The following is a 26,068-nucleotide window of genomic DNA, read 5'->3' as shown; positions in this document are numbered from 1 at the left end:
CAAAATTCGAAACCAGCTGAAAACCAGCCCACCACACACGGGGGTGCATGACAGAACTGGCATAAATTTCAACCAATTGTAAAACAATCGGTATCAACAAACTTGGCACACTATTGAGTTCTCAAACAACAGACACTAACCGGCACCACCCACACCCCAACAGGGTCCAGGATCGCTCCGGAGCAACTTTTCAAACTTACCCGAACCAGCCGCACAAAGCAAACCAGCCACCAGGCCTCCCACACCCACCAGAAGCACACAAAAGCACTACCGGAACCGGTGATTTGAAGGGAGATTGTCGCTAACTTTCCGCATCAGCGGCGGCGACTCGAATAACTTTACACGCGCCCCACCCCCACACCAAATCCACCCCAACACCACCCAAAAACCCCGCAAACACTGAACAAACAAGCCCACCAACACCCCCCAACCCGCCAAACACACCAACAACAACCCCAGTGAAGCCCATCACACCACCCCACCCAGCCACCCCACCGCCTGCTCTGCCAGGGCACCAACAGGCTTAAACAGAAAAAGGGCCGGCAACCACTGGGGCTGCCGGCCCTTTTAGAGCTGGATTATGAGGAAACCTGGGCCGAAACCTCAATAGTGGCCAAGTTCCTCTTGCCCCGGCGAAGGAGCAAATAGCGGCCGTGCAGAAGCTCGTCCTGTGCAATGACGGCGTCGGGATCGGACACCTTCGTGTTGTTGACGTATGCCCCACCCTCGCCCACGGTCCTGCGAGCAGCTGATTTGCTGTCCGAAAGACCTGAGGCCACCAGGAGGTCGATGATCCCCAAACCGTCGGTGCCGATTTTCGCAGAGGGAAGTTCGGCGGTGGCGGCTTCGAGGGTGCGCTCATCCAGGACGGTGAGGTCGCCGTTTCCGAAAAGCGCGGCCGAAGCGGCGATGACCTTCTCGGTTGCGTCGACGCCGTGTACGAGAGAAGTCACTTCGAACGCGAGCTTTTTCTGGCCTTCACGGGCAAACGGACGTTCCGCCACGGCCTGCCCGAGCTCTTCAATCTCAGCACGGGAAAGGAACGTGAAGACCTTAAGGCGATCCACCACATCCGCGTCCGCCGTGTTGAGCCAGAACTGGTAGAACGTGTACGGGCTGCACATATCCGGATCCAGCCAAATGGCATTGCCCTCGCTCTTGCCGAACTTGGTGCCATCCGAGTTGGTGATGAGCGGGGTGCCCAAGGCATGCACGCTCTTGCCCTCCACCTTGCGGATGAGTTCCGTACCGCTGGTGAGGTTGCCCCACTGATCCGAGCCACCGGTCTGCAGCGCGCAACCGTAGTCGCGGAAGAGCTGGAGGTAATCCATGCCCTGCAGGATCTGGTAGCTGAACTCTGTGTAGCTGATGCCTTCATCCGAGCTCAGGCGGGACGCCACGGCATCCTTGCGGAGCATGGTGCCCACACGGAAGTGCTTGCCGATCTCACGCAGGAAATCGATGGCGCTCAGGGGCGCGGTCCAGTCGAGGTTGTTAACCATGCGGGCTGGGTTTTCGCCCTCGAAGCTGAGGAAACGGCGCACCTGGCCCTGAAGGTAGCCCACCCACTCCGCGACGGTGTCCTTGGTGTTCAAGGTGCGTTCCGCCGTCGGACGCGGGTCACCGATCAGGCCGGTGGAACCGCCCACCAAGCCCAGCGGCTTGTGGCCGGCCAGCTGAAGGCGGCGCATCACCAGCAACTGCACCAGGTTGCCCAAGTGCAGGGACGGCGCAGTGGGATCGAAGCCACAGTAATACGTGATCGGGTCCCCGGCGAGCAGCTTTTCCAGTTCCGTTTCATCAGTGGAAACGTGGACCAGGCCGCGCCATTTGAGCTCCTGCCATACGTTGGCAAAGGCGGGATCGTTGTGTTGGGACTCGAGGTTGTTTACGTGTGACACGAGATCTAAGTTAGCAGGATTGCAGGGTCCGTTTTTCCTAGCGCTCGATGCCGGCAGGAACCGGTGCGGCCGCGATGAGGCGCAGACGCTGCGTGGCTCGTGTCATCGCGACATAAAGGTCGCCCACTTTGCCATGCTCGTGGTTCAGCATGGCAGCCGGTTCAAGGACCACGACGCCGTCGAATTCCAGTCCCTTGGCTTCCTTGGGACTGATGACCACGATGTCTTGCTCGTAGCTGCCGGCGCCCGCTCCGATGCGGCGGCCGTAGACCGCCCGCAGGGCAGCAGTTGCCTGCGGGAGCAAAGGTCCGTCGGCAATGACAGCCAGCAGGCCCCCGTCGATGGCCTCGACTTCCTCCGGCAGGACCTCAACCAAGCGCTTCACAATGCCGTCTGCCTCGACGTGGTCCACGATGGGTGACCATTTGCCTTCGCGGACGGCCTTGGGTGCTGAGACGACGAGGCCTGCGCGGTTGGCCATGCGGACTGCGGCTTCTGCGATCTGCGACGGTGTGCGGTAGTTGACGGTAAGTTCTTCCAACGTCCAGCGATCACCGAACGACGGCGCCAAAGCGCTCTGCCACGAATTGGCGCCGGCCGCGGCACTCGTCTGGGCGATGTCGCCCACGATGGTGAAGGACTTCAACGGGCAGCGACGCACCAGGAGCCGCCACTGCATGGGCGAGAGTTCCTGCGCCTCGTCAACCACGATGTGGCCGAAGGCCCACGACCGGTCGCTTGTGGCGCGTTCGGCCGCGGTCAAGCGCCCTTCGCGTTCCTGGTTCTGTTCAGCCAGCTCTTCAGCCGTCACCAGGACGTCCACGCCCATCGCTTCCATGTTGGCAAGTGTTTGCTTGGCGTTGGCGAGATCGCGCGCGCGGTCAGCTTCCTGTTGGGCCAGTCCCCTGCCCGCAGCCGGATCCAGCTCACCCAGCAATTCCGCAGCCTCGTCCAGCAACGGAACATCTGCTTCCGTCCACGGTGCATCCACTGGACGCTGCAGCAACGAACGCTGCGCGGGCGTCAGGTGCGGCGTGCAGGCTTCAAGGATGGCCGGCTTGCTGAAGAGCTCGGAGATCAGCTTCTCAGGAGTCATCGGCATCCAGCAGAGGTTCAGTGCGATGCGTACGTCCCGGGCAGACCGGACGTCTTCGGCCAGATAGGCGCGGTCGGCGTTATTGCCGATGTTGCCCTCTTCGACGAGGTCCGTCAGCTGTTCCGTGAGTTCGCGCAGGAGGATCTTGACAAACGTGAGCCGGGCTTCGTTGTGGGGCTTTCCCGTGGCGCGCGCCTTTTCCCGGGCACGGCGCACCTGACGGACTGTCAGTGTCAGCTTCCGCGAATCAACTTCGAGGATTCTGTCCTCTGCAGGCGTCCGCTGCCGGTTGGCCACGGCATTTGCCACCACAGTTGCCATGTCCAGCTTGCCCTTGAGCGCAGCAATGTCCGCGTTGTCCTCGGGAATGGCGTTGATGCCTGGCATCAGGCGGCCAAGGCTGGCCATGACCACACCCGTCTCACCGAGGGACGGGAGCACACGTTCGATGTAGTGCATGAAGGACGACGACGGTCCGACCAGCAGGACACCGGCACTCTTGAGCCGATCGCGGTGCGTATAAAGCAAGTACGCCGCGCGGTGCAACGCAACGGCGGTCTTACCCGTTCCGGGACCACCCTGAACGACCAGCGCGCCGGATATGGAGGAACGGATGATCCGGTCCTGTTCGGACTGGATGGTGCCCACGATGTCCGACATGCGGCCCGTGCGCTTGGAGTTCAACGCAGCCAGCAGCGCACCTTCGCCCTGGAGGGAGTCGTTGTCCGCGAGCATCCCAGCGTCCAGGACGTCGTCTTCGATTGCTTTGACGTCCCGCCCCTGCAGGATCAGGTGACGACGACGGCGCACACCTTGGCGGTCGAAGGCGGTCGCCTGGTAGAAGTGGCCGGCCTCGGGCGCACGCCAGTCGACCATCAGCCGCTGGAGATCAGCAGTGGACAGCCCGATACGGCCGATGTACTGGGCCTCCCCCGAATCCAGATCGAGGCGACCGAAGACCAAGCGGTCGTCGACGGCGTCCAGCTGGGCCAGGCGGTCTTCGTACAGTGCGGCGAACGCGTCACGTTCGGAAACGTTCTGCATGGTTCCCACCGCGCCGGCCTTGCGCACCTGCGCCAGCTGGGCGCGCTTTTCTGCGCGCAGCTCATCGAGCCGGGCGTACAGCCCGGCAACGTATTCCTGCTCGTGGACCAAATCAGCGTCGTGCATCGAACCGTAACCCCTATCGCAAAAGACAGACCGTCCATTCTACAGCGATTTTGGTAAACGTGGGGGGTACAGGTCATACAGCGGACTGCGTCACACAAAGTTCACCTTGCGCGGTGGAAAGTCACCCTGCTGTCGACCGGTTTCGGGGCCGGGCAGCCTTGTACCTCGACACCGTGGGATCATCTTCAATCCAGAAGCGCCACGGATATTCGGTGGTTCCGCCCGGGCCTGCCACCCCAACCCGCGGTCCGCTGGCCACGGCCGCTACCGGCGTCCCAGGCAACCACAAGCTGAACGGTTCCGCGAGCGCGTCGCGGCCCGTGTCCGCCGTCGTGAGTCCGAGCGCGGAAGCGAGCCTGGCGGGGCCGCTTGCAAGGTCCTTGTGTGCCTTGGAGGCTGGTCTGCGAACGGCAGCGAGCTCTTCGCCCTCCACGATCTCGCCGGCGCGGAGGAGTAAGGCCGAGGGTGCGCCGTCGGCGCCGCAGACGATGTTGGCGCAGTAGTGCATGCCGTATGTGAAGTAGACGTAAAGAAATCCCGGCGGTCCGAACATGGGCGAGTTCCGGGCTGTGGGCCCGCCAAAGGTGTGCGAGCCAGGATCGGGATGTTCCGAGTCGCGCGGACCCATGTACGCCTCAACTTCCGTGAGCCTGACCGAGACCGGGCCGGCGTCCGAGCGATGGGTCAGCACGGCGCCAAGGATCAACGGAGCGATGGCGCGGGCGTCTCCCCCGAGGAATCCCCGCACTTCACTCGGGTCACTGACGCCGTTCCCGGTGGACTTGTTCATGCCCAGACCCTAGCAAAACCAGTGAAACGGCTATGTCCGATTTCCGCTAGCAATGGCTTCCGAGGGCTGGCAGGATGAAGCAATGGACTTCTGGCAGCGCTACAGGGCGATCGATGCCCGCGACACCCGCTTCGACGGACAATTCTTCACAGCCGTCAGCTCCACCGGAATCTATTGCCGGCCGTCCTGCCCCGCCCGGACACCCAAGGCGCGGAACGTCACGTTCTACGAAACCTCCGCCGCGGCGCACGAAGCCGGGTACCGCGCCTGCAAACGATGCCTCCCCGAGGCGGTTCCGGGTACGCCTGCATGGAACATCCGCTCGGACGTCGCCGGACGGGCGATGCGGTTGATCAACGACGGCATCATCACCCGCGAGGGTGTCGACGGACTTGCGCACCGCCTGGGCTACTCCGCCCGGCAGCTCAACCGGATCCTCAGCCATGAGCTGGGTGCCGGTCCCCTCTCGCTGGCACGGGCCAGCAGGGCGCAAACAGCCAGGACGCTCCTCGTTTCAACCGACATGCTCCTGGCGGACGTTGCATTTGCATCGGGATTCAACAGCGTGCGGCAATTCAACGACACCATCGGTGAGGTTTTCGCGATGACCCCGACGGCGGTGCGCGCCACCGGGGTGAAATCCGGACTTCGCCGTGGTTCTGCGGCTCCATCCGAGGCGGCTCCCGCGGCCCTGACGCTGAACCTGCCCTACAGGGAACCGTTCGATCCGGGGATCTTCGACTTCCTGTCAGTTCGCGCGGTGCCGGGCATCGAGGTGGCGAGCACGTCCGCGGACGGAACCAGAACTTACGCGCGCACCCTGCGCCTTCCGCACGGCAATGCTTCGTTCTCTGTGGCCTACAACCCCTCGGCAAAGGGCAAGCCACTGCGGCTGACGGCAACCGCTGTGGACCTCCACGACCTCCCGGCACTGCTCAGCCGCGTACGGAGGTTGTTCGACCTGGACGCGGACCCCCAGGCGATTGACGACGCGCTGGCAACGGACCCCCGGCTCACGGAGAGCGTCACGTCGATTCCAGGAATCCGTGTGCCGGGCGCTGTCGACCCCCAGGAACTACTGATCAGGGCCATGATCGGCCAGCAGATCACCGTGGCCGCCGCCCGAACGGCCCTCACACAGTTGTCGGCGGCCGGATCCCCCGCCGATGGCGTCTCTTCCGGCTTGGCGCGACACTTTCCGACGTCCGCGGAACTCGCCGAGCACGGGCGGGCACTACTCAGGGGCCCACAACGCCGGATCGATTCCATCGTGGCTGCGGCCGGGGCAATGGCCAACGGATCGCTTGACTTCGGGTACGGCGACGACCTCGAGAGCCTGGGAAGGAAGCTTCTGCCGTTGCCCGGCGTTGGGCCGTGGACTGTGGGGTATGTCGCCATGCGGGTGCTTGGCGCGCCCGACGTCTTCCTGGCCAACGATGCCGCGGTCCGGAACGGCTTGAAGGTGCTGCCCTCCGGGGCTGGTCTCAGCGCGGATTTCCGGGAAGTCAGCCCGTGGCGCTCCTACGCCACCATGCACTTGTGGCGGACAGCGGCACGGCCCAAAATCTCGTAGGGGCCGTCCCTGTCACCGACCGCCCCCTTCCGGCCGTCCCTCTCTCCAAGGGGCCTTGAGAGAGGGCCGCCCCAAAGAGGGAAATCCTTGAGAGAGGGCCGCCCCAAAGAGGGAAATCCTTGAGAGAGCGTCTGGGTGCTTAGCGGTTGGCGGGTTGGGCGGCCGGCCAGGGCAGCAGCTCAGGCAGCTCGATTCCGTCTGCGGCGGCGGTGGCGCGCAGGCTGCCCAAGCTCGGTTCCCGCCCGGCCAGCCATGCCGCGATGTCCGTCAGCATGCCGGTAATGGCGATTGACGTACCGCCAGTGCCGATGGTCCTTTGGGGCAGGCCGGTGGGCTGGAGGACCAGTTTGTAGGAGTCCGGAACGCGAGCGGCGAGGAACCCGATGAGGTGTTCGCAGAACGGGCGGCTCCACGTTTCCGGCCCGAACCCCAGTCCCAAGTCCGACGCATGGATGGTGAGTTCGCGCCAGAGCGCCAGGCCGCCGTCGAGCACTGTCCCGTCCCGGTACGCGATACGCGCCTGCCAGTCCTCCGGGCCCAAGGCATCGAACGCGGTCATCGCCGCATCCACGGCGGTGGTGACGGCCTCCGTGTGCTGCGAGAGGCTGTGCCCCGCCGCTAGTGCGATGGCCTTGTTACGGCCGTCCATGCCGCCGTCGTACAGTTCCACGGTCTGGCCGCGACGCGCGTACTCCAGTTGCCGGGCCATCGCGTTGGAAATTCCGGCAAGGTGGGCAAGCACGTGGCCCCGGGTCCAGCCTGGAAGCTCCGACGGTTCGGCAACGGATGAGTCGTCCAGTTTGGCAAGGAGGCGTGTGACGGTGTCGGCGGCTTTGTGAAGCTCTGCGGGCAACGTCCCAGAGGTGATCTGAGTCATAGCGCCATATTAACGCACAGCGGGACGGCACCTCGCGATCCCTGCCCGAAGGCAGTGCCGCGACGTACCGTCCCGAGTGTGGTCTAGCTGGCGTAGGAACGCACTGCGTCCAGTTCGGCTTCAAGGGCCACCAACTGGCGTTCGACGGCGGCTGGTGCCGTTCCGCCCTGCGAGTTGCGGCTGTTGAGCGAACCCTCGGTGCTCAGAACACTGCGGACCTCGGGCGTGAGATGCTCCGAGATCGCCGAGTACTCTTCGTCCGTCAAGTCCCAAAGCTCAACGCCACGGCTTTCGGCCTGCTTGACAGCAGCACCGGAGAGCTCGTGGGCCTCGCGGAAGGGAACGCCTTGGCGGACAAGCCATTCAGCGATGTCCGTTGCCAGCGCGAAACCTTGCGGGGCCAGCGATTCCATGCGCTCAGTGTTGAATTTCAGCGTGGCGATCATTCCCGAGACAGCTGGAAGCAGCAGCTCCAGGGTGTCTGCGGCGTCGAACACCGGCTCCTTGTCCTCCTGCAGATCGCGGTTGTACGCGAGCGGCAGGCCCTTGAGCGTCGCGAGGAGGCCCGTCAGGTTGCCGATGAGGCGTCCCGCCTTGCCGCGGGCGAGCTCGGCAACGTCCGGGTTCTTCTTCTGCGGCATGATCGAGGACCCCGTGGAGTACGAATCATGCAGCGTCACGAAGGAGAACTCCTTGGTGGCCCAGAAGATGACTTCCTCGGAGATGCGGGACAGGTCCACGCCGATCATGGAGCACACCCACGCGAACTCGGCGAAGACATCGCGGGAGGCGGTGCCATCGATCGAGTTGTGGACGGCCGAGAAGAAGCCAAGGTCTGCAGCGACAGCCTCCGGGTCCAGCCCCAGGGATGATCCCGCCAAGGCACCGGAACCGTACGGCGAAACACCGGCGCGCTTGTCCCAGTCCTGGAGTCGCTGCACATCGCGGAGCAGCGCCCAGGCATGGGCCAGGAGGTGGTGGCTGAGCAACACCGGCTGGGCATGCTGCAGGTGCGTCCGTCCCGGCATGGCAACACCATGGTGGGCCTTGGCCTGCTCGACGAGGGCGTCGATGGTGGCCAGGACACCGCGGGCGATGATCCGGGCGTGGTCACGCAGGAACATGCGGCCGAGAGTAGCCACTTGGTCGTTGCGTGAACGTCCCGCGCGGAGCTTGCCGCCCAATTGGGTTCCGGCGCGCTCGATCAGTCCACGCTCCAGCGAACCATGCACGTCCTCGTCGCTCTCGGCCGGGAGGTAGGCGCCACTGGCGACGTCCTCGTCCAACTGGGTGAGGGCGGCGAGCATGCCTTCAAGTTCAGCGTCGTCCAACAGTCCGGCCTTGGCCAGCACGCGGGCGTGTGCCTTGGAACCGGCAATGTCATAGCGGGCAAGCCGCCAGTCAAAGTGGGTGGACTTGCTCAGTGCGGCCAGCGCATCCGCGGGGCCGCCGGCGAACCGGCCGCCCCACAGTGCACCTTCGTTGGTCCCTGAACGCTCCCCTACCTCGCTACGCTCGGCCGGGGACCCCTGCGTTCCGGGGCCCTGCTGCGGTGTCACTGCCCTGCGACGCGCAGGTCGCGGCCGGAAGCAACCTTGGAGGACATGCCCCACAGCTCGATGAATCCGCGCGCCATGGACTGGTCGAAGGTGTCGCCGGTGTCGTAGGTGGCGAGGTCGAAGTCGTACAGCGAGGTCTCGGAGCGACGACCGTTGACGATCGCCTGGCCGCCGTGGAGGACCATGCGGATGTCACCGGAAACGTACTGCTGCGTGTCCTCGATGAACGCGTCCAACGAGCGCTTCAGCGGGGAGAACCACTGTCCGTCGTACACCAGCTCGGACCAGCGCTGGCCAACGGTGGCCTTGAAGCGGGCCTGCTCGCGCTCGATGGTGATGTCCTCGAGGTGCTTGTGCGCGGTGATCAGCGCCATGGCACCCGGGGCTTCGTAGATTTCGCGGGACTTGATGCCAACAAGCCGGTCCTCAACGACATCGATGCGGCCAACGCCCTGCGCGCCTGCACGGCGGTTCAGTTCCTGGATGGCCTGCAGCGGGGTGACCTTGACGCCGTCGATAGCAACCGGTACGCCAGCCTGGAAGGAGATGATGACCTCATCCGGCGCAGGCGGGAATTCCGGGGTTGCGGTGTAATCGTAGATGTCCTTGGTGGGAGCGTTCCAGATGTCCTCAAGGTAACCGGTTTCGACGGCGCGTCCCCACACGTTCTGGTCGATCGAGTACGGGTTCTTCTTGGTGGTCTCGATCGGCAGACCCTTTTCCTCAGCGAAGGCGATGGCCTTGTCGCGGGTCAGGGCGAGGTCTCGGACGGGAGCGATGCACTTCAAGTCCGGGCCGAGGGTCTGGATGCCCACTTCGAAGCGGACCTGGTCGTTGCCCTTGCCGGTGCAGCCGTGGGCTACGGTGGTGGCGCCGAATTCGCGGGCAGCCTTCACCAGGTGCTTCACGATGACCGGACGCGAGATGGCCGAAACCAGCGGGTAGTGGCCTTGGTAGAGGGCGTTCGCCTTCAGTGTGGGCATGGCGTACTCGTTGGCGAACTCGTCGCGGGCGTCGGCCACGTAGGCTTCGACGGCGCCGCAACCAAGGGCGCGCTGGCGGATGGTCTCCAAGGACTCGCCACCCTGTCCGACGTCGACGGCCACAGCGATGACCTCGGCGCCGGTGGCTTCACCGATCCAGCCGATGGCTACGGACGTATCAAGGCCACCGGAGTAGGCCAGAACAATGCGCTCAGTCACGAGAGTGCTCCTTTGTTGTTGCTTGGTTCATTCGAATCAATGCTGTGTGAATCAATGCTGGAAAAATCAGTCAGTTGCCGGGTCCGGCTTCCTCGGCCATGCGGAGGAAGCGGGCCGCCAGTTCCGCCCCGCCATCGGGATCCCTTGCGACCAAGAGCAGAGTGTCGTCGCCTGCGATCGTACCCAATACTGACGGCATCACCGAGTGGTCGATGGCGAGGGCCAGGAAGTTGGCGGCTCCCGGCGGGGTGCGAAGCACCACGATGTTGCCCGAAGCCTCGGCTGTCACCAAGAGCTCGCCGCAGAGCCTGGTCAGCCGGGCGTCGAGGATTTCCTGGGTGACGCCACTCTTTGCGTTGCGGTCGCCACCCTCCCCCGGAACCGCGTAGACCAGTGCGCCTTCTTTGCCGCGGACCCTGACCGCGCCCAATTCCACGAGGTCGCGGGACAGGGTGGCTTGGGTGACCTGGACGCCGTCGTCCGCCAGCAAGGCCGCAAGCTCCGCCTGGGAACGCACGGACTCTCCCGTCAGGATCGCAGTGATGCGAGCCTGACGGGCAGTCTTGGTAGCCGGGCTGGCGCCCGGCACGGACGGGTTGGCGGACACTAGAACGTGCTCTCCCCGGTACCTTCAACGGGAGAAAGACCGTCAACAAACGCAAGTCCCGACCGGTGCATCAGCCAAGCCATCAGCGCTTTCTGGGCATGGAGGCGGTTCTCGGCTTCGTCCCAGACGATCGACTGCGGGCCATCGATGACACCTGCGGAAATCTCATAGCCGCGGTAGGCCGGGAGGCAGTGAAGCACCACCGCGTCAGGGGCGGCCTGCGCCATGGCAGCCTCATCCACGGAGTGATCGTGGAACAGGTTCATCCGGGCTTCCTTCTCGGCTTCCTGTCCCATGGACACCCAGGTGTCCGTGGCCACGACGTCGGCGCCTTTGAGGGCTTCCGCGGCGTCGCTGGTGATCAGTACTGAACCACCGGTTTCCGCGGCGCGCTCTTCTGCGGCAGCCACGATTTCCGGGGCAGGCAAGTAGCCTTCTGGACCGGAGATGCGGACGTGCATCCCGGCGGTAACGCCCGCCAGGAGGTAGGAATTAGCCATGTTGTTCGCGGCATCGCCCAAGTAGGCCATGCTCAATCCTGCGAGCTCCCCCTTGTGCTCCTTGACGGCCAGGAGGTCAGCCAGGAGCTGGCACGGGTGGTAATCGTCGCACAGGGCGTTGATCACAGGGACCTTGGAGTTTTCCGCCATGGCCACCAGCCCCGAATGGGCACCCGTCCGCCACACAATGGTGGACACCATGCGTTCCAGGACCTTCGCGGTGTCTTCCACGGATTCCTTGTGGCCGATCTGCGCTTCACCGGGGTTGATGATGAGGGCGTTGCCGCCCATGTCCGCGATGCCAGTGGCAAAGGAAACGCGCGTGCGGGTGGAGGTCTTGTCGAAGATCACGGCGACGGTCTTGCGGCCGTTGCCTTCAGCAGCGAAAGGTTGCACGCTGTACGGTGCTGCTTTCATCCGGACGGCGAGTTCCAGGACCTCAGCCTGCTCGGCTGGGCTCAGGTCCGTGTCCTTGAGGAAGTGGCGGGTGGTTGACGTGCTCACTGTGCGTCCTTAGCGGTTTGGGCGGTAGCCGTGGCGATCAAGGCGGGCAGGGCTGACAGGAATCGGTCGGCCTGCTCGGTGGTCAGGATCAGCGGAGGGGCGAGGCGGATGGTCCGCGGGCCCGGACTGTTGATGATGAAGCCTGCATCCAAAGCTGCGGTCACCATGGCGGGTGCGACGTCTGCGTTCACATCGAAGCCAATCAGCAGGCCCTCGCCTCGGACGTCAGTGACAGCATCGATGGCGGCCAGTCCCTCGCGCAGGTGCGCACCGACTGTCAGTACGTTCTGCAGGACACCTTGGCTTTCGATGGCGTGCAGCGTGGCCAGCGCTGCGGCCGTAGCCACCGGGTTTCCGCCGAAAGTGGTGCCGTGCTGCCCTGCGGTGAGGAGGGCCGACGTCGTACTTCCGAAGGTGACCAGTGCGCCTACCGGGAACCCGCCGCCAAGACCCTTGGCGAGCGTGACGGCGTCGGGCACAATTCCTGCGTCTTCGCTGGCAAGCCATTTGCCGGTGCGGCCGATGCCGGTCTGGACCTCGTCCAGGATCAGCAGTGCCCCTGCGGCAGTGGTAGCTTCGCGGGCCGCTTGCAGGTATTCGGCGCTGAGGGGCCGGACGCCTGCTTCGCCCTGGATCGGTTCCAGGAAAACGGCCGCGGTGGAATCGTCGACGGCGGCACGCAGGGCTTCGATGTCGCCGAACGGAATGTGGACCACACCGCCGGGCAGTGGCTCGAAGGGCGCGCGGTACGCCTCTTTGGCCGTGAGCGCGAGGGCGCCCATGGTGCGGCCATGGAAGGCACCCTCCAGGGCGATGATTTTGGTGCGCTTCCCGCCCGGGTTGTTCCGGCGGGCCAGCTTGAAGGCTGCCTCATTCGCTTCCGTGCCGGAGTTCGCGAAGAACACCTTGGAACCAGCCGGGGCCTTGCTGATGGACAGCAGCTTCTCGGCGAGGGCGATCTGAGTGGGGCTGGTAAAGAAGTTGGAGACATGGCCCAAGGTAGCCAACTGGCTGGAAATCACCGAGGTGACGAAGGGGTGGGCGTGGCCCAGGGCGTTCACTGCGATGCCGCCGAGAAGGTCCAAGTACTCCTTGCCATCGGCATCCCACACGAGGCACCCAGCACCACGGACCAGGACACGCTGCGGGGTACCAAAAACACCCATCAGCGAGGAGGAGTAACGGGCCAGCCAGTCAGCGCCATTACTCACTCCAGTAATGACGGAAGCTTTGGCCTCCGATCCGGCGATGGACCCCCGGGTGTGGTCGGGCACCGCGAAGCGGGCGGGGGGTCCATCGCCGGTCGGGCTGAGGCCAACAGTTTCGCTCATGCGTTCACTTCCTCGTCGGGTACTACTTGAGTGCCAATGCCCGCGGTTGTAAAGGTTTCCAGCAGCATCGAGTGCGGCAGGCGGCCGTCCACGATGTGTGCTCGCTCCACGCCTTCATCGATGGCTTTGAGGCACGCAGCCATTTTGGGGATCATGCCCGATTCGAGCTTGGGCAGCATGTCGCGGAGTTCCGAGACTGTCAGCGACGAGATCAGCGACGACTTGTCCGGCCAGTTGGCGTACAGGCCCTCCACGTCGGTCAGGATGACGAGCTTGGTGGCACCAAGAGCCGATGCGACGGCGGCAGCGGCAGTGTCCGCGTTGACGTTCAACACCTGGCCGGTGGTCTGGAAGCCGTTGCCGTCGTCCACGATCTCCGGGGCCACCGTAGAAATTACGGGGATACGACCGGCGTCGAGAATATCCGTGATGCCGGCAGGATCAACACCCACCACTTCGCCCACAAGGCCAAGGTCCACTTCTTCACCATCTACAACAGTGCCCGTGCGGACAGCGCGCAACAGTCCACCATCCTCACCGGACATGCCAACGGCATACGGTCCGTGGGAGTTGATGAGACCTACGAGCTCGCGGCCCACCTGGCCGGTAAGGACCATGCGAACGACGTCCATGGCCTCGGGCGTGGTGACGCGGAGGCCACCCTTGAACTCGGACTCGATGCCGAGCCGGCCGAGCATGGAGTTGATCTGGGGGCCGCCGCCATGAACCACCACGGGGTGGATGCCCACGTGGTGGAGGAACACGATGTCCTCCGCGAAGGCACGGCGAAGGTCATCGTTGACCATGGCGTTGCCGCCGTACTTGATCACCATGGTGGTGCCGGCAAAGCGCTGGATCCACGGCAGAGCCTCGATCAAGGTTCCGGCTTTGTCCTGGGCGTCACTCATCGAGGTGGTTTCACGGGTGTGCGCAGTCATCGTCATTCCGCTCAGCTCGAGTACGCGCTGTTCTCATGCACGTAGTCGTGCGTGAGGTCGTTGGTCCAGATCGTCGCCTCGGCATCGCCGGCCTGCAGGTCAATTTCAACCAGCACTTCCCGCGGCTCGAGGTCCACCAGGTTTCGGTCGTCGCCGATTGAACCGTTGCGGCAGATCTGGACGCCGTTCATGGCGACGTTGAGCTGATCGGCTTCAAAGACCGCGTCAGTTGTTCCCACAGCCGAGAGCACGCGGCCCCAGTTGGGATCCTTACCGAAGATGGCAGCCTTGAAAAGGTTGGACCGGGCAACACTGCGGCTGACGATTTCGGCGTCGCGTTCGCTGGCTGCGTTGAAAGTCCGGATCGCAATGTCGTGACTGGCGCCTTCTGCGTCGCCGATGAGCTTGCGTGCCAGTTCGGCGCAGACGTTGGTGACCGCTTCGCTCAACTGCTCGGCAGACGGCAGGGCCTCAGACGCGCCGGATGCCAGCAGCACCACGGTGTCGTTGGTGGACATGCAGCCGTCCGAGTCCGCACGGTCAAAGGTGACGCGCGTGGCGTCCCGGAGGACAACGTCGAGCTCATTCGCAGGAACCTCGGCGTCGGTGGTCAGGACCACCAGCATCGTCGCCAGGCCCGGCGCCAACATGCCGGCACCCTTGGCAATGCCTCCCACGGTGAACTGCTTGCCCTGGGCATCGGTACCAGTGAAGACGGCTTCCTTGGACACGCTGTCCGTGGTCATGATCGCGGTTGCTGCCGCGGAGCCGCCGTCCTCGGACAGCTCGCGGAAAGCAGCATCGACGCCCGGGAGGATCTTGTCCATGGGAAGTTGCTCGCCGATCAGGCCAGTGGAACACACCACGACATCGGAAGCTGAAACTCCCAGCACATCCGCCACTTTCTCTGCCGTGGCGTGGGTGTTCTGGAAACCTTGAGGGCCGGTGCAGGCGTTGGCCCCGCCCGAATTCAAGACCACGGCGTCCACACGGCCATCGCTGACCACCTGGCGTGACCAGTGAACCGGCGCAGCAGCCACGCGGTTGGAGGTAAAGACGGCGGCTGCAGACTTTTGCGGCCCGTCATTTACTACCAGGGCCAGGTCCGGGTTGCCCGAGGCCTTGATGCCGGCTTTGATGCCGGCGGCGCGGAATCCCTTGGGTGCGGTAATGGTCACGGTGCAACTCCCTGCAGGTTCAGGCCGGCGGTTTCATCCAGGCCGAGGGCAATGTTCATGGACTGCACGGCTCCGCCGGCGGTCCCCTTGGTGAGGTTGTCGATGGCGCACGTGACGATGACGCGGCCCGTGTGGGCATCGAAGGCCAACTGCATCACAGCATGGTTGGAGCCCTGTACCGACTTGGTGGTGGGCCACTGACCTTCCGGAAGGAGGTGCACGAAGGGTTCATCGTCATAGGCATCCGTCCAGGCCTGGCGAAGTTCGGCTTCGGTAACACCGTGGCCAACCTTGGCCGTTGCCGTGGTGAGGATGCCTCGACTCATCGGAACCAACGTGGGTGTGAAGGACACCGTCACCGGCTCCCCCGCCGCGTTGGACAGTCCCTGTTCGATCTCCGGGGTATGCCGGTGTCCGCCGCCCACGCCGTAGGGGCTCATGGAACCCATGACTTCTGCGCCGATGAGGTTGACCTTGGCTGCCTTGCCGGCGCCGGAGGTACCTGAGGCTGACACAATCACGACGTCGTCCGTCAGGAGGAGATTGTTGGCGAACCCAGGCGTCAAGGCGAGCAGGGCCGACGTCGGGTAGCAGCCGGGGACGGCGATGCGGGTGGCACCCTTGAGCGCCTCGCGCTGCCCCGGCAGCTCGGGCAAACCGTAAGGCCACGTACCGGCGTGCGGGGAGCCGTAGAACTTTTCCCAGGCTCCGGCATCCTGCAAGCGGTGGTCCGCACCGGCGTCGATGACTACCGTGCCTTCGGGCAGTTGGGCAGCAATCTCAGCCGAGGCACCGTGCGGCAGTGCCAGGAACACGACATCGTGACCGGACAGGTTTTCCACCGTGGTGTCTTCGAGAATCCTGCTGGCCAAACCGTGGAGATGCGGCTGCAACTCGCCTAGTCTTGAACCGGCGTTGCTGTGTGCGGTGATGGCACCGATGGTGACGTTCGGATGGCCCGCCAACAGGCGCAGCACTTCTCCTCCGGCATAGCCGCTGGCACCGGAGACGGCAACAGAAATAGTCATGACTCCAGTGTACAGCAAGAATATTCATGCTGTCCGATATTTATGCATGCAGTTGTGAGCAGTCTCATTATTTTGGGGATTCGACGTATGCTTAGTGGAGGGTGATCCAGACCGTGCAGTCCGAACGTCGGCTGCAGCGTTGCCCGTTAGCGATACGGGGCACATTTATGTCACCCACGTCCACCGCTGAGCGCCCCAAAGCTCGCGCAATTCAACCGAATCCCGTCGTCCAGAGCTACTCAGAGCTCCTCAAAACCGTCAAGTCGGCTGGACTCCTCGAACGCCGTACCGGCTTCTACATCTGGGTCTTCGTGGCCTTGGTACTGCTCATGGCCGGCACCTGGCTCGGCTTCGCCCTCATTGGCGATTCCTGGTACCAGCTCCTGATCGCCGCTGCCGTAGGCATCCTGTGCACGCAGCTTAGCTTTCTTGCCCACGAGGCAGGTCACAAGCAGATCTTCGCTTCGCGCCGCGCCAACGATTGGTCCGCCCGCCTCCTTGCCACCGGCGTCGCCGGCATCAGCTACTCCTGGTGGGAACAGAAGCACGGAGCCCACCACAACCACCCCAACGTCATCTCCAAGGACCCGGACATCCGGAACAACGCCTTGGTCTTCTACGAAGATGCCGCAGCTGAACGTAAGGGCCGCCTGGCTTTCCTCACCAAGAAGCAGGGCTGGTTCTTCTTCCCGCTCCTGACGCTCCTGGGCTTGAGCCTGCAGTTCGACTCCCTACGCTTTGTTTTCGGCAAGCAAAAAGTACGTCACCGCTGGGTAGAGACACCCATCCTCGTAGCAAGGCTTGCCGCCCTCCCGGTTCTGGCTTTCACCTTCCTACCCATCGGGATGGCGTTCGCCTTCCTGGGCGTGCAGATCATGGTGTACGGCTTCTACATGGGCGCCTCATTCGCCCCGAACCACAAAGGCATGCCTGTCCTTCCCAAAGACAGCCGCGTTGACTTCCTCAACCGCCAGATCCTGACCTCGCGCAACATCTCCGGTGGCCTCTTCATGGACTTCCTCCTGGGTGGACTTAACCGGCAGGTGGAGCACCACTTGTTCCCGGACATGGCCCGCCCCCATTTGTACAAGGCCACAAAAATTGTGCGCGAGTTCTGCGCCAAGCACTCCATTCCCTACACCGAAACCACGTTGATGCAGTCCTACGGCATCGTGGTCCGATACCTGAATGACGTTGGCCTGGCAGCAGGCCGCGGCTTCGACTGCCCGGTCGCTTCGACGCACGGACGCTTCTAGGCGTTCCACAAGGAAAGCCTCAACTCCCTAGGATGGAATCTGAAACCGGGCACCGGAAGGACCGTCCCGGAGTGAGGAGCCACCATGACGCACGCCATCGTTGTACAGCAGCCCGGAGGACCTGAGGTCCTCGAGTTCGCCTCCGTGGAACCACCAAAGCCTGGCCCCGGCCAGCTGCTGATCAAGGTCGCAGCTGCCGGGGTCAACTTCATTGAGACATATCAGCGCAGCGGGATCTACAAAGTGGAGTACCCCTTCACTCCTGGCGCCGAAGCCGCCGGCACCGTGGAGGCCCTGGGCGAGGGGGTCGAGGAGTTTTCCATTGGAGACCGCATTGCCACGGCCGAGGGGTCCGGAACGTACGCAGAGTACGCCGTGGTGGACGCCGGCAAGGCACTTCCGGTTCCAACCGGCGTCGACGATCACACGGCCGCAGCCTTGCCATTGCAGGGAATCACCGCGCATTACCTGATGAACTCATCCTTCCGGGTGGAGCCGGGCCACACTGTCCTGCTTCACGCAGGAGCCGGTGGCGTTGGCCTGCTGCTGACGCAACTGCTGAAAGCCCGCGGTGCCCGAGTGATTACCACGGTCTCCTCGGACGAAAAAGCAGATCTGTCCACTCTGGCCGGAGCAGATGAGGTGCTCCGCTACGAGGGCTTCGCTGACCGGGTCCGGGAACTGACCGACGGCGAAGGCGTCAACGTGGTGTACGACGGCGTCGGCAAGGACACCTTTGACGATTCCCTCAAGAGCCTGCGCATCCGTGGCGCCATGGTGCTCTTCGGCGCTGCGTCCGGGCCTGTGCCGCCCTTTGATCCGCAGCGCCTGAACGCCGCGGGTTCGCTGACGCTGACCAGGCCAACTATGGCGCACTTCGTCCAGAATGCCCAGGAACGCCGGTGGCGTTCAGCGGAGATTTTCGACGCCGCCGCCAACGGAACCTTGTCCGTGCGGGTTGGCGCTACGTACCCCCTGGCCGAGGCAGCCCAGGCGCACAGGGACTTGGAAGGCCGCCGCACCACCGGCAAGGTACTGCTCGTCCCATAATCGCCCACGGGCCGGAGGGGAACACTGGGTGATCGATAGGCGAATAACGGTGCAACACAGTGTGACGTGCAGGAAACATCAGACACCTTTTGTTCATCTTTCTGAGGAAAGCTGACGTCGTGAGCACAGAACATCCCGCTGGGGCCGGTACTACACCTGCCCTTATTACGTACCGTCCCCAGCTGCCGGGAGGCGCCGCGGCCCCTGCCGAGCGCACGCTGGTCGACATCCTTGAACGGACCGCTGCGTCATTTCCCGAGGCTTCAGCCTTGGATGATGGGCACAAATCGCTGAGCTACACCGAACTGCTCAAGGCCGTCCGGCAGTTCGCCGCAACGTTGAACACCGCCGGGCTTGGCCGCGGAGACAAGGTCGGCGTCCGGATTCCCTCCGGCACCAACGAGCTGTACATCGCCATCCTTGGAATTCTCATGGCCGGTGCCGCCTATGTTCCTGTCGACGCCGATGACCCCGAGGAGCGCGCCCGCCTGGTCTTCGGCGAAGCCAAGGTGGGTGCCGTCATCGGTACGGGGCTGGACGTCCAGCTCTTCGGCGACACGCGGGAACCGGTTTCGACGCCAAGCACGCCCGGGCTGGACGACGACTCCTGGATCATCTTCACGTCCGGATCTACCGGAACTCCCAAGGGCGTTGCCGTAAGGCATCGCTCCTCTGCTGCGTTCGTCGATGCTGAAGCCCGGATCTTCCTTCGAGCTGAGCCCATTGGTCCCCAGGACCGGGTGTTGGCCGGCCTATCGGTAGCATTCGACGCGTCCTGTGAGGAAATGTGGCTGGCCTGGCGCCACGGTGCCTGCCTGGTTCCGGCGCCACGGGCCTTGGTTCGAACAGGCATGGACCTTGGTCCTTGGCTCATCAACCACGGCATCACCGTGGTCTCTACCGTCCCCACCCTCGCGGCGCTATGGCCGGCAGAGGCGCTGGAAAACGTCCGCCTGCTGATCTTCGGTGGCGAAGCGTGCCCACCCGAGCTGGCCGAACGCCTCGCGGTAGATGGGCGTGAGGTGTGGAACACCTACGGACCCACCGAAGCCACCGTCGTTGCCTGCGCCGCTCCCCTGGGTGGACCCGGCCCCGTCCGAATCGGTTTGCCGCTGGACGGGTGGGACCTCGCCGTCGTCGATTCTGACGGCGTTCCGGTCGCCGAGGGCGGGATCGGCGAACTGATCATCGGCGGAGTGGGGTTGGCCCGTTACCTTGACCCGGCCAAGGACGCAGAAAAGTATGCTCCAATGCCTACCTTGGGCTGGGACCGCGCCTACCGATCAGGGGACTTGGTCCGCTTCGAAGCCGAGGGCTTGATTTTCATGGGCCGGGCCGATGAACAGGTCAAGCTGGGTGGCCGCAGGATCGAACTGGGCGAAGTGGACGCTGCTCTGCAGTCTTTGCCTGGTGTCGCCGGCGCGGCTGCAGCAGTACAGACCACGGCAGCCGGCAACCAGATCCTTGTTGGCTATCTGGCCCCCGTTGACGGCTACGAGCTGTCCATGGACGAGGCGCGTCGCCTGCTGGGCGAAAGCCTCCCGGCGGCATTGATCCCCCTGCTGACTGTCGTCGATTCATTGCCCACCAAGACCAGCGGCAAGGTGGACCGCCATGCACTCCCCTGGCCTTTGGCAGGAGCAGGTGCCGCCGAGGCCGGAAACGCCCCGCTGAACCTGCCCGATGACGCCCGCTGGGTCGTGGAGCAGTGGGAGGCGGTGCTGGGCAGCCCCGTGACCTCCCTCGACGCCGACTTCTTCGCCTACGGTGGCGGGTCCTTGGCTGCGGCACAGCTTGTCTCTGCTCTCCGCGTCAGATACCCGACCGTCACCGTCGCGGACATCTATGCCACGCCGCGCGTAGGCGCGTTGATCGATGCTGCCCGGCAGTCACTGCCCGACGGCGGTGCGCCGGGTCCCGCTGCCGAGCGCACCGTCCGCCCTACCGCCTTGAAGTCGCAAATCTTCCAGGTCCTGATGGGCGTGCCCTTGCACATTCTGGTGGGCATGCGCTGGCTCACCTACCTCATGGCCGCCAACAGGCTACTGGCAGACTTCGCCGGCTTTGCCGCCGCGCCCGTGGCGTCGTGGTGGTGGATCGCGGCGTCATGGCTGATCTTTGTCAGCCCCTTGGGCCGGATGGCGATCTCAGTGGTTGCAGCCAAGGTGCTGCTTGGCAGGATCCAACCCGGCACCTATCCGCGTTCAGGCAAGACCCACCTGCGATTGTGGCTGGCCGAGCAAATACAGGACCTGTCGGGGGCTATCGGTCTGGCCAGCGCCCCGTTCGTGCCTTACTACGCACGGGCCCTCGGAGCCAAGATCGGCAAGGACGTCCACCTGCACTCGCTGCCCCCGGTCACCGGTCTTCTGTCCTTGGGCAGCGGAGCCAACATCGAGCCCGAAGTGGACCTTTCGGGCTGGTGGGTTGACGGTGACTCCGTCCACATCGGACAGATCCATGTGGGAGCCGGAGCAGTAGTCGGCGCCCGCAGCACCCTGATGCCCGGGGCCACCATCGGCGCGGGTGCCCACGTCGACGCTGGATCCGCGGTGCTGGGCAAAGTGAAAGCCGGACACCTTGTGGCCGGCTCCCCTGCGGAGCGCCGTGGAAAAGCCAAGCACGAATGGCCGGAAACAATCACCAGGCGGCCAGTGGTTGACCGGCTCTGGTTCTCCGCCTTTGCCAGCGCGTCGGCTTTGCTGGCCCTGATCCCCTACATCTCCGCATTCGCGGGTGTCCTGGTGGTCCTGGCGTTCATCCAGGGACACGAATCCCTGGAAACTGCGCTTCCGCAGATTGCGCTGGCCGTCCCGCTTGCCGCCCTGGTGTGGTTCTTCGGCAACCTCGTGCTGATTCTGATTGTCGCCCGGCTTCTCGGTTTGGGCCTCAAAGAGGGCTACTACCGGGTCCGCAGCCGCATAGGCTGGCAGGTCTGGGCCACGGAACGCCTCCTGGACATGGCACGGGACCTCCTTTTCCCGGTCTATGCGAGCCTCTTCACGCCCCTCTGGTTGCGACTCCTCGGGGCCAAGGTGGGCAAGAACGTGGAAGCCTCAACGGTGCTTCTTGTTCCTAAAATGACCACCATCGGCGACGGTGCTTTCCTGGCCGACGACACCATGGTGGCCTCCTATGAGCTTGGCGGCGGATGGATGAAGATCGCGCCGGCCAAGATCGGGAAGCGCTCCTTCCTGGGCAACTCAGGCATGACCGCCGCCGGACGGAATGTGCCCAAGAACTCCCTCGTAGCGGTGCTGTCTGCCACGCCTGCCAAAGCAAAGTCAGGCACCTCATGGCTGGGCAGTCCGCCTGTCAGGTTGCGCCGCACCACCGTCGATGCTGACCAGACCAGAACCTTCCGCCCGGCCCCTAAGCTGAAAATTGCAAGGGCGCTCTGGGAACTATGCCGCCTGATACCGGTCATCCTCACGGTGGCGATCGCCGTCAGCGTGATGCTGGTTCTGAATTGGATCGCGAGCGGGTGGGGCTACTGGATTGCGGCGGTCCTTGGTGGCGTGGTGATGCTGGCAGCAGGAGCGGTGGCAGCGCTCAGCTCCATCGTGGCCAAATGGGTCCTGGTGGGGACCATCCGTTCAGGCGAACACCCCCTATGGAGCTCGTTCATTTGGCGCAACGAGGTGGTGGACACCTTTATCGAAATGGTGAGTGCACCATGGTTTGCCCGCTCCGCGGCGGGAACTCCCGCTTTGGTGTGGTGGTTGCGCGGCCTCGGCGCGAAGATCGGCCGTGGAACCTGGTGTGAAAGCTATTGGCTTCCCGAAGCCGACCTCGTGACCCTTGGAGAGAACTCCACCGTCAACCGTGGTTGTGTTGTCCAGACGCACCTGTTCCACGACCGTGTGATGAGCCTGGACACCGTGACGCTGGGTAACGGAGCCACGATGGGTCCGCACGGCGTCATCCTCCCCGCGGCCAGCATCGGCGACGGCGGAACTGTTGGTCCGGCGTCGTTGGTTATGCGTGGTGAGACAGTGCCGGCCGGAACGTACTGGATGGGCAACCCGGTGAGCCCGTGGGTGGGCCCGTCAGCACAAGCGCCGCGCCTCAAGTAGATTGGACGGATCATGACCGTACCAATCCCCACCCCCATGACCGAAGCCGACCCCTACACTTTGGACCACGGCAGCACCAGCTACCGCGTGGACAGGTACGAGTTGGACCTCGACGTCAGGCTGGGCAGCAACAAGCTGATCGGCAAGGCGGTCCTGCGATGCACGGCCTTGGAACCTCTGGCCCAGATTGTCCTTGACTTGGTGGGCCTGCGGGCAAGCAAAGTTCAACTGGACGGCAAGAAGCTCCAGAAGTTCAGCCACAGGGCAGAACACCTGGTACTCACTCCGGCGTCCCAGTTGAAGCCTGGCCAGCAGTTCTCGCTTGAGATCCGCTACGACGGCAACCCCCAGCCCCGCCGCGGCCTCTGGGGCGATGTCGGGTGGGAAGAATTGAACGACGGCGTATTGGTCGCCGGCCAGCCCAACGGCGCGGCCTCATGGTTCCCCTGCAATGACCATCCCCGCTACAAGTCCAGCTTCCTCATCTCCGTCACCACAGACGACAATTACCGCCCTGTGTGCAACGGCACGTTGGTGTCCCACTCCCGCAAGTCGAGCCGGGAGACGTGGGTTTACGAGCAATCTGAACCCATGGCCACCTACCTCGCTACAGTGCAGATCGGCCGCTACGCCAAGGTTCCCCTGCATGTGGACGATACCCATCACCGGGTGCCGCAGTTTGTCGCAGTCACCCCCGAAATGGCGGTGGATGCTCTTCACGGCCTGCGACGCCAGCCGGATATGATGCGGACCTTCGAGGACTGCTTCGGGCCCTACCCGTTCACCGACTACACCTCGGTTGTCACGGAGGACGAGTTGGAAATCCCCTTGGAAGCCCAGACCGTCTCGATTTTTGGCCGAAACCATATGCGCGACTCCTGGGATTCCCAGCGACTGATCGCCCACGAGCTGTCCCACCAGTGGTTTGGGAACTCGCTGACCGTGAGCAGCTGGAAAGACATCTGGCTCCATGAAGGTTTCGCCTGCTACGCGGAGTGGCTGTGGTCCGAAGAATCCCGGACCATGACTGTTGCTGCGCGGGCAACAGCTGCATGGAAGAGGCTCGACGCCGGCCCTCAGGACTTGTTGGTGGGCGACCCCGGTCCCGAGTTGATGTTCGATGACCGCGTCTACAAGCGCGGCGCCCTTGCCGTTCATGCGGTACGGATGGCAGCCGGCAACGAGGCGTTCTTCGGTTTCCTGCAGCACTGGACTGCCACCAACCGGCACAGCTCGGTGTCCACGAAGGCGTTCATTGACGCCGCAGACTCGTTCATTCCGGGCTTTGATGCTGCGTCGATTCTCCGGCCATGGCTCTACGAGGCTGCGCTTCCGCCGCTGCCTTCAGCGCGCTAGCCAACGGCCAGAGCGGCGACTAATCCTTCAGGCAGTTTCCCGTTTTCGTGGATGCCGGTGACATCCCGCAGGCCGGGCAGGTCCAACACGTCCAGCTCAGCCGGGTTACGCCGCAGGCCCTCGCCGGTCATCTTCAGCCATGCTTCCTTACGCGCCCAGAGCCGGGCGCGCTGCATGGCTCGATCCTGCACCGGGATGGAGACCAGAAATTCCTTCTCGGCTGCGGTCAAGGCGACGTCGTCGAAGCCGTCGAAGCCAACCCGGCTGACCACTTCAAGGTCCACACCCAGCCGCAGACCCTCCGCTGGACGTACGACGCCGGCCAGCAGCAGCCAGCCCGAAGCCCGGGACGCGCTGAGCGCCAGTGGCGCGGGACCGCCGTCGAGCAGGAAACCGGGGCGGCCGTGGTTCTGGCCGGGTCCGCACTGCGGGCAGTGATAGTCAGGGACGAGCCGGGCAGGATCCACGTCGAGCAGCGAGGCGGCGAAGTGCTGCAAGGCCACGCGGCCAGCGACGAATTCTTCACGGTCCTTGGCACTGGTGAAACGGAGTGCGCGTTCCTGGGCAGGTTCCCCGAGCCTTTTGAGGCCGATGCCCGCACCAGGCACATCATCGAGCCTGCGCAGATCAATCACTGGGCTTTGCATCATGCCCCCTCTCACGGCTATGTTCCCAGCGACATGTTGCAACAGCTATGGGTGGATTTTCCCCGTCAGCCAGGCTTCAAACGACTCTGCCATCTCCCCGTGTCTATGCCCAAATCGGGCTCCCTCACGAAACGTTGCAGGGCATTCTGCGACGAGGAATTCGAAATGCCGAACACGTGCGATGCCCAGCCCTTCGGAACCAGCGACCCGACGACCTGCTGAACAGTCAGCAGCCTTCCGTGCCAGTCACCTCCCCTGAGCGATCGCTCATGCAGGCGCCGTCATAAATTCCCGGACATGCTCGATCGTGAGCCCTAAAGCCAGCCCTGGTCATACTCATCGCGATTTTGCTTAAGTGACATCGAACCTAAAATCGTGACGCGAGAATAAGAATGTTTCTGCACTATCTATTTTGAGTCTTAAAACACCCCTTGATTTATATACCTTTTTGAAGTTTCCGCTTGAATCTGGACTTTATTCCTGACAAGGAGGTTCGCCTCCTGTACTCTGCATCTAAACGACACTAAATGGGCTGGTTGGCTCTACATTCTCAGCCTAAAAGAGGAAGCGACTATCTTCCGGAGCTTGTAGCATCGGATTGCATAAGGGATGACCCTTGTGCGCAACATGGAACAATGATGTTCTAAATGTCAAGGGGGACCCGATGATGAAAAACCGCCCAACCGTTGCCAATAAAGATTCCCAATACGATCTTGGCCTAATCCATCAAATCCCGCAGAATGTCAATCAAAAGTCACGCTTAGCCCTGAATGAACTTTTCTACTTAGGCAAATTGGAATTCACCCGAAGATTTGTAAGAGCTGGAAATTCCTTGCTGGCAATTTTGGTCGTAATGATCATGATCATGCTGCCGGCCACCAGCGCCCACGCAGCAACACCAACATTCGGCCACCGCTATCAAAACGGTGTTGGCAACGTCACGGCGTGGCTCAACTACTCCTCCGGAGTCGGCAATTGGGAACACCTCATCAAAGGTGCAGCAAATAACTGGATGTATCCCGGGTGGAGTAATCCCATCTACATCAGCTTCGTCGGTAGCAATATTGGCTCCACCATGGACTTTCATCAACACAATGATGCCTACTTTGGTGGAGGTATGAACGTCTTGGCCTGGACCTCCTTTTTCTCCGCCACCGGCGGCACAATCTACCCCGAGTCGTCCAATTGGACGTATGCAGAGGTACACACAAACAACTCCGTGTATAGCTTGGCCAGCACCAGCAACGAATCAGCTCTCGGGACTACCATCCACGAAATGGGTCACGCTTTCGGACTTGCCCACTACAACAACATTCCTTTCAGCATCATGTGCCAGACAGCCTATGGACGCGTCGCCCAACGAGTGACAGGGGTAGATAACGATGCCATCAACATCCTGTACTGATTCCACTCCAGGACCAACGCTTCG

Annotated in this window: 19 protein-coding genes; 6 read left to right on the top strand and 13 right to left on the bottom strand. The window is 63.3% G+C overall.

Annotated elements, in window-relative coordinates; genetic code table 11:
• Positions 1 to 578: 578 nt before the first annotated feature.
• The 3 genes from tyrS to N7568_RS17835 form a co-directional block, all read right to left on the bottom strand.
• Positions 579 to 1,901, bottom strand: coding sequence for a tyrosine--tRNA ligase (gene tyrS, locus N7568_RS17845; RefSeq protein ID WP_261611113.1), 1,323 nt, complete (start codon positions 1,899 to 1,901; stop codon positions 579 to 581).
• 37 nt (positions 1,902 to 1,938) lie between these two features.
• Entirely contained in the window at positions 1,939 to 4,167 is a 2,229-nt protein-coding gene (locus N7568_RS17840) for an ATP-binding domain-containing protein (RefSeq protein ID WP_261611112.1), read from the bottom strand.
• Positions 4,168 to 4,288: 121 nt separating this feature from the next.
• Entirely contained in the window at positions 4,289 to 4,957 is a 669-nt protein-coding gene (locus tag N7568_RS17835) for a DNA-3-methyladenine glycosylase (protein WP_261611111.1), read from the bottom strand.
• Positions 4,958 to 5,039: 82 nt separating this feature from the next.
• Here N7568_RS17835 and N7568_RS17830 point away from each other — a divergent pair, with 82 nt between their 5' ends.
• Positions 5,040 to 6,530 carry an AlkA N-terminal domain-containing protein gene (locus N7568_RS17830; RefSeq protein WP_261611110.1) on the top strand — a complete coding sequence of 497 codons (1,491 nt, stop codon included), beginning with the start codon at positions 5,040 to 5,042 and terminating at the stop codon, positions 6,528 to 6,530.
• Between the two features lie 139 nt (positions 6,531 to 6,669).
• Here N7568_RS17830 and N7568_RS17825 read toward each other — a convergent pair whose 3' ends face one another.
• The 9 genes from N7568_RS17825 to argC all read right to left on the bottom strand — a co-directional run bounded on the left by N7568_RS17825 (position 6,670) and on the right by argC (position 16,254).
• Entirely contained in the window at positions 6,670 to 7,407 is a 738-nt protein-coding gene (locus tag N7568_RS17825) for a maleylpyruvate isomerase family mycothiol-dependent enzyme (RefSeq protein WP_261611109.1), read from the bottom strand.
• 83 nt (positions 7,408 to 7,490) lie between these two features.
• Complete coding sequence (gene argH, locus N7568_RS17820) at positions 7,491 to 8,966, bottom strand: argininosuccinate lyase (protein WP_261611108.1); 1,476 nt, start codon at positions 8,964 to 8,966, stop codon at positions 7,491 to 7,493.
• A complete protein-coding gene (locus N7568_RS17815) occupies positions 8,963 to 10,168 on the bottom strand; it encodes an argininosuccinate synthase (RefSeq protein ID WP_261611107.1) in 1,206 nt (401 codons plus the stop codon). Before N7568_RS17815 ends, argH begins: the two co-directional genes overlap by 4 nt.
• 70 nt (positions 10,169 to 10,238) lie before the next feature.
• Positions 10,239 to 10,775, bottom strand: a complete 537-nt coding sequence (locus tag N7568_RS17810; protein WP_261611106.1) for an arginine repressor — start codon at positions 10,773 to 10,775, stop codon at positions 10,239 to 10,241.
• Entirely contained in the window at positions 10,775 to 11,779 is a 1,005-nt protein-coding gene (gene argF, locus N7568_RS17805; protein ID WP_261611105.1) for an ornithine carbamoyltransferase, read from the bottom strand. Before argF ends, N7568_RS17810 begins: the two co-directional genes overlap by 1 nt.
• On the bottom strand, positions 11,776 to 13,110 hold the full coding sequence (locus N7568_RS17800) for an acetylornithine transaminase (RefSeq protein ID WP_261611104.1): 1,335 nt from the start codon (positions 13,108 to 13,110) through the stop codon (positions 11,776 to 11,778). The genes argF and N7568_RS17800 overlap by 4 nt, the downstream gene beginning before the upstream one ends.
• Complete coding sequence (gene argB / locus N7568_RS17795; protein ID WP_261611103.1) at positions 13,107 to 14,048, bottom strand: acetylglutamate kinase; 942 nt, start codon at positions 14,046 to 14,048, stop codon at positions 13,107 to 13,109. Before argB ends, N7568_RS17800 begins: the two co-directional genes overlap by 4 nt.
• A gap of 11 nt (positions 14,049 to 14,059) precedes the next feature.
• On the bottom strand, positions 14,060 to 15,226 hold the full coding sequence (argJ, locus tag N7568_RS17790) for a bifunctional glutamate N-acetyltransferase/amino-acid acetyltransferase ArgJ (RefSeq protein WP_261611102.1): 1,167 nt from the start codon (positions 15,224 to 15,226) through the stop codon (positions 14,060 to 14,062).
• On the bottom strand, positions 15,223 to 16,254 hold the full coding sequence (gene argC, locus N7568_RS17785) for an N-acetyl-gamma-glutamyl-phosphate reductase (RefSeq protein WP_261611101.1): 1,032 nt from the start codon (positions 16,252 to 16,254) through the stop codon (positions 15,223 to 15,225). The genes argJ and argC overlap by 4 nt, the downstream gene beginning before the upstream one ends.
• 167 nt (positions 16,255 to 16,421) lie before the next feature.
• Here argC and N7568_RS17780 point away from each other — a divergent pair, with 167 nt between their 5' ends.
• From N7568_RS17780 to N7568_RS17765, 4 genes are all read left to right on the top strand, one after another.
• Complete coding sequence (locus N7568_RS17780) at positions 16,422 to 17,510, top strand: fatty acid desaturase family protein (RefSeq protein WP_261611100.1); 1,089 nt, start codon at positions 16,422 to 16,424, stop codon at positions 17,508 to 17,510.
• A gap of 84 nt (positions 17,511 to 17,594) precedes the next feature.
• The gene (locus N7568_RS17775; RefSeq protein ID WP_261611099.1) at positions 17,595 to 18,560 is read left to right on the top strand and encodes a quinone oxidoreductase family protein; all 966 of its coding nucleotides are present in this window, start codon (positions 17,595 to 17,597) and stop codon (positions 18,558 to 18,560) included.
• 119 nt (positions 18,561 to 18,679) lie between these two features.
• The gene (locus tag N7568_RS17770; protein WP_261611098.1) at positions 18,680 to 22,636 is read left to right on the top strand and encodes a Pls/PosA family non-ribosomal peptide synthetase; all 3,957 of its coding nucleotides are present in this window, start codon (positions 18,680 to 18,682) and stop codon (positions 22,634 to 22,636) included.
• A 12-nt stretch (positions 22,637 to 22,648) separates the two neighbouring features.
• Complete coding sequence (locus tag N7568_RS17765; protein ID WP_261611097.1) at positions 22,649 to 23,992, top strand: M1 family metallopeptidase; 1,344 nt, start codon at positions 22,649 to 22,651, stop codon at positions 23,990 to 23,992.
• On the opposite strand, the gene N7568_RS17760 is transcribed toward N7568_RS17765, so the two are convergent.
• The gene (locus N7568_RS17760) at positions 23,989 to 24,642 is read right to left on the bottom strand and encodes a 4'-phosphopantetheinyl transferase family protein (protein ID WP_261611096.1); all 654 of its coding nucleotides are present in this window, start codon (positions 24,640 to 24,642) and stop codon (positions 23,989 to 23,991) included. The genes N7568_RS17765 and N7568_RS17760 overlap by 4 nt on opposite strands.
• A gap of 661 nt (positions 24,643 to 25,303) precedes the next feature.
• Here N7568_RS17760 and N7568_RS17755 point away from each other — a divergent pair.
• Positions 25,304 to 26,044, top strand: a complete 741-nt coding sequence (locus tag N7568_RS17755; protein WP_261611095.1) for a matrixin family metalloprotease — start codon at positions 25,304 to 25,306, stop codon at positions 26,042 to 26,044.
• The last annotated feature ends 24 nt before the right edge of the window (positions 26,045 to 26,068 follow it).

The organism is Paenarthrobacter aurescens (assembly GCF_025421775.1).
GTDB classification, from domain to species: Bacteria; Actinomycetota; Actinomycetes; order Actinomycetales; family Micrococcaceae; genus Arthrobacter; species Arthrobacter aurescens_B.
This window is presented reverse-complemented; position numbering and strand designations above follow the sequence as displayed.

Coding starts and splice junctions, on each gene's coding strand:
- N7568_RS17835 (WP_261611111.1), bottom strand. CDS start 4,957: ATGAACAAGTCCACCGGGAACGGCGTCAGTGACCCGAGTGAAGTGCGG.
- N7568_RS17755 (WP_261611095.1), top strand. CDS start 25,304: ATGATGAAAAACCGCCCAACCGTTGCCAATAAAGATTCCCAATACGAT.
- N7568_RS17765 (WP_261611097.1), top strand. CDS start 22,649: ATGACCGTACCAATCCCCACCCCCATGACCGAAGCCGACCCCTACACT.
- N7568_RS17825 (WP_261611109.1), bottom strand. CDS start 7,407: ATGACTCAGATCACCTCTGGGACGTTGCCCGCAGAGCTTCACAAAGCC.
- argC (WP_261611101.1), bottom strand. CDS start 16,254: ATGACTATTTCTGTTGCCGTCTCCGGTGCCAGCGGCTATGCCGGAGGA.
- N7568_RS17760 (WP_261611096.1), bottom strand. CDS start 24,642: ATGATGCAAAGCCCAGTGATTGATCTGCGCAGGCTCGATGATGTGCCT.
- argB (WP_261611103.1), bottom strand. CDS start 14,048: ATGACTGCGCACACCCGTGAAACCACCTCGATGAGTGACGCCCAGGAC.
- N7568_RS17830 (WP_261611110.1), top strand. CDS start 5,040: ATGGACTTCTGGCAGCGCTACAGGGCGATCGATGCCCGCGACACCCGC.
- N7568_RS17780 (WP_261611100.1), top strand. CDS start 16,422: ATGTCACCCACGTCCACCGCTGAGCGCCCCAAAGCTCGCGCAATTCAA.
- N7568_RS17840 (WP_261611112.1), bottom strand. CDS start 4,167: ATGCACGACGCTGATTTGGTCCACGAGCAGGAATACGTTGCCGGGCTG.
- N7568_RS17775 (WP_261611099.1), top strand. CDS start 17,595: ATGACGCACGCCATCGTTGTACAGCAGCCCGGAGGACCTGAGGTCCTC.
- N7568_RS17800 (WP_261611104.1), bottom strand. CDS start 13,110: ATGAGCGAAACTGTTGGCCTCAGCCCGACCGGCGATGGACCCCCCGCC.